Origin of the sequence: Pararhizobium sp. DWP1-1-3 (assembly GCF_049896125.1) — a bacterium.
In the GTDB taxonomy this organism is placed as follows: Bacteria; Pseudomonadota; Alphaproteobacteria; order Rhizobiales; family Rhizobiaceae; genus Pararhizobium.
The window spans coordinates 1-2,815 of the sequence record NZ_JAFCTR010000039.1 but is presented as its reverse complement, the minus strand read 5'-3'; the positions used below and the strand labels follow the sequence as shown (position 1 = coordinate 2,815).

Here is a 2,815-nt window from a genome sequence, read left to right as displayed (position 1 = left end):
GGATGCCGAAGCGGGTATCTTCGGTGCGAATTATGACGTTCATTGCCCGCTTTATACCATGCTCGATCAGCATTTGAGGCGTCCGGAAACGCCGTTCGTTTTCGAGATGGTTTGAAATACCGACTGTCCGGTGTGATAAGCGTAGCCGGCAGGGCTTTCCAAGTCGTCGCCAACAATAGCGACGCCGATCAGTCCTTCGCGCCAGCCAACCCCAGCCACAGCGAGGAACCCCTTAGTGTCAACCCTGTGTTCAAGCACCTCTGCAAATTTGACGTTCAAGCCGTCGGCAGTCGCCCTTGTCGCCTCCTGCAGGAGTTCCCGTAGGTTGACAGACTTTAGGGCGTAGTAGCCGAAGTCTGCGGCGAGCCGCTGCTGACGCAAACGATAAGCCAGTTCCTCGGAAGGGATCTCCTCGTTGGCGGGAACGGGAGGCTCTTCCTGTATTCCGTGAGGTTCAGACACCTTGTCAGCTCGCATCTGGAGGGATCATTGCTGCAGCAACCGCACTGATTTTGTTCGGCAACGCTGAAGTCATCAGACGATCGCCTCTTCACGGTGTTCGTCAGCCTCGATCGTGCGATCGACGAAAGCGTCTTCGTTGCCAATTAGCGGCCGGTTCACCTTGCGGCGGGTGACTTCCACGTCTTCGTCGCGAAGCGATGCGCTCTCGCGGACCGGGGTCTCCGTAACGCACGAACGCACCCGCACACGGCCGTTGTTGACATCACGCTTGCCGACACGAAGTTCGTCTTCGACGACTGGAATGATTTCCTCGTTGTCGGCTTCAATCGTGGCCGAGGGGGCCGTGCCGCCGTTCATGTCGTAGGTCGACGATGCGAACTCCTCGGTCGAACCGGAGCGCGACCAGCCTTCCGATTCCCAGGCCTTGGAGCGTTCATCGATGTCGATGCTGCCTTCGTCATCGAGGATATCGAGCGCGGCGTCGTGCAGATCGAGAGGATAACCGGAAACCGTCAGCAGGTAGCCGCCTCGGCGGATGCCCTCGGCGTACGTCGTGCGGTCATCGTCGGCGAGGAAGAAGTCTCCGAGCATCTCCCAGAACCCCTTGCTCTCGTGTGTCTCGGTCGTCGTCTCTCCGCTTTTGTCCGCGAGAAGCTGGATCGAGGCCCGGAGAATGCCCGCCTCTGCGAGCTTTTCGATAGCCCGGTCCGCTTCGGAATGGTCATCGTAGAAGGCGGTAATCGTGTTCGAATGCGACGGCAGGGTGTTCTGTTCTATGTCGGCCATGGGGTTGTCTCCTGTGATTATTCGTCGATACGCTCGACGATAGCGGTTTGTTTGCGCAACGTGACGGGTATCGAAACCTCCTCCGTCGTCGTTATCTGTCGAATGCGAATTTCCTCGACCAGGACTAGGCGCTTCTCGACGACGACGATTTCTTCGACGACGGGAATTATGGTCGTGTCGCCCTCCACCCGGGACTGGGGGACGAGGGCGATTTCGCGACCGACTGGCACGCGGGTAACTTCGACCCGGACGCCCGCGAGCGTCGCGTGTGTGCCACTTCGTTCACCGAATTGGTGGATGTGGAAACCTTGCCCCGTCGCGTGACGACGCGCTCTTTATCGACGCTGACACTCTTTTCGACGAGCTGTATTCTCGTATTGTCGACGTCCGCCATGTCACCGCCTTTGAGTACTGCTGATGAACCCCGGAGACTTCTGAATGTTCCAAGCGAGGCATTCGTTAACCGACGTCTCCTCCTAACCGGAGCGATCCCGTGATGGGTTAAGCGAAGCGGCAACAGCGAGCAGCTTGTTTCCCGCACATCCTTCCGGCAACTCGACGGCAGTACAAGGCCATGAAACCGTGTTGATCGAGCGACTACCGTCAGGCGATTTCCGTAGCAGCATTTTATGCGCCCAAGTTGGTCTCCTGTGCCATGCCAATGGTGACTGCCTTCAGACCGCAAAAAACCGTCCGATCTCTGGATTTTCATCTGCCCTATACTACGTCACACCCAATAGTATTGGTGCCGTTGAAAGGTCGGCAGAGTAGGAGGGACTATGAACAAGATCGCAAAACCAAGGCCCAAGCGAACCAGTTTACGCCCCACCGCTACTTCCACTCAATGGAGTGAGCTCGCGATGATCTCAGAGATGTCCTGACAAAAAAAGGCCGCATCTGAGGCGGCCTTTTCGAGCAATGATCGAACTCCTCAAACGCCTTGAGGCTTTATAGATGGTACCGATTGCCGACCGCCGTTATGGTATTCATAGTCATCCGGAGGAATGTTGCCATCCGGTGTGAGTTCATCGACTGCCTTGGGCAAATTGCGGCTGAGGCGGCTGAGAATTTCCTCCGGCGACAAACCCGTTCTTGCGGATAGATCGTTAAGGACTTCCGGTCCCAATGCCTCCGATAACTGGCTATCGTCGATCTCGGCGTTTGGTCCTGTTTCGACCCAAGACCTGGCCGTCTCGCCGTGACCGTTTTGCTGGAACTGTTTCAGGAGGTCGCCGAGGCCACCTCCCAGCACGCTTCCCGTGGAAGCACCGCCAAGGAGGCCGCCAAGACCTCCAAGCCCGCCCGATTGCTGGCCAGGAGTACCGTCGCCTTGCGGCTGTTGAAGACCCCGCAGTAGTTTGCCGATCTTGTCCCTGTTCTGGAACCCTGCTACCGCCAGGACTGCAAGTAGTGCCTTTAATGCGCTGCTGGCCATTTCAAGTCCTCCCATTGCGTCAAGGGGATTAACCCTCTGCCTTCTGGTTGACCACTGACGTGGCGATGGCGGTGAGAGCCAGGTCGGTGGCCTGTTCCTCATCAAGCGTCGTTTGAAGAAGACCGGCTGCGT

General features: G+C 57.5%; 5 protein-coding genes. All 5 read right to left on the bottom strand.

Features of this window, described 5'->3' with window-relative positions:
- Positions 1 to 66 precede the first annotated feature (66 nt).
- Positions 67 to 477, bottom strand: coding sequence for a hypothetical protein (locus ACP7BS_RS29645; protein ID WP_426240916.1), 411 nt, complete (start codon positions 475 to 477; stop codon positions 67 to 69).
- A gap of 57 nt (positions 478 to 534) precedes the next feature.
- Positions 535 to 1,248 (bottom strand): YsnF/AvaK domain-containing protein, encoded by a 714-nt coding sequence (locus ACP7BS_RS29640; protein ID WP_426240915.1) that lies wholly within the window; start codon positions 1,246 to 1,248, stop codon positions 535 to 537.
- Positions 1,249 to 1,265: 17 nt separating this feature from the next.
- The gene (locus ACP7BS_RS29635) at positions 1,266 to 1,478 is read right to left on the bottom strand and encodes a DUF2382 domain-containing protein (RefSeq protein ID WP_426232253.1); all 213 of its coding nucleotides are present in this window, start codon (positions 1,476 to 1,478) and stop codon (positions 1,266 to 1,268) included.
- Between the two features lie 701 nt (positions 1,479 to 2,179).
- Positions 2,180 to 2,683 (bottom strand): YidB family protein, encoded by a 504-nt coding sequence (locus ACP7BS_RS29630; RefSeq protein ID WP_426240914.1) that lies wholly within the window; start codon positions 2,681 to 2,683, stop codon positions 2,180 to 2,182.
- A gap of 28 nt (positions 2,684 to 2,711) precedes the next feature.
- Positions 2,712 to 2,815 (bottom strand): DUF892 family protein (locus ACP7BS_RS29625; RefSeq protein WP_426240910.1); only part of this gene is annotated, 104 nt, incomplete at its 5' end.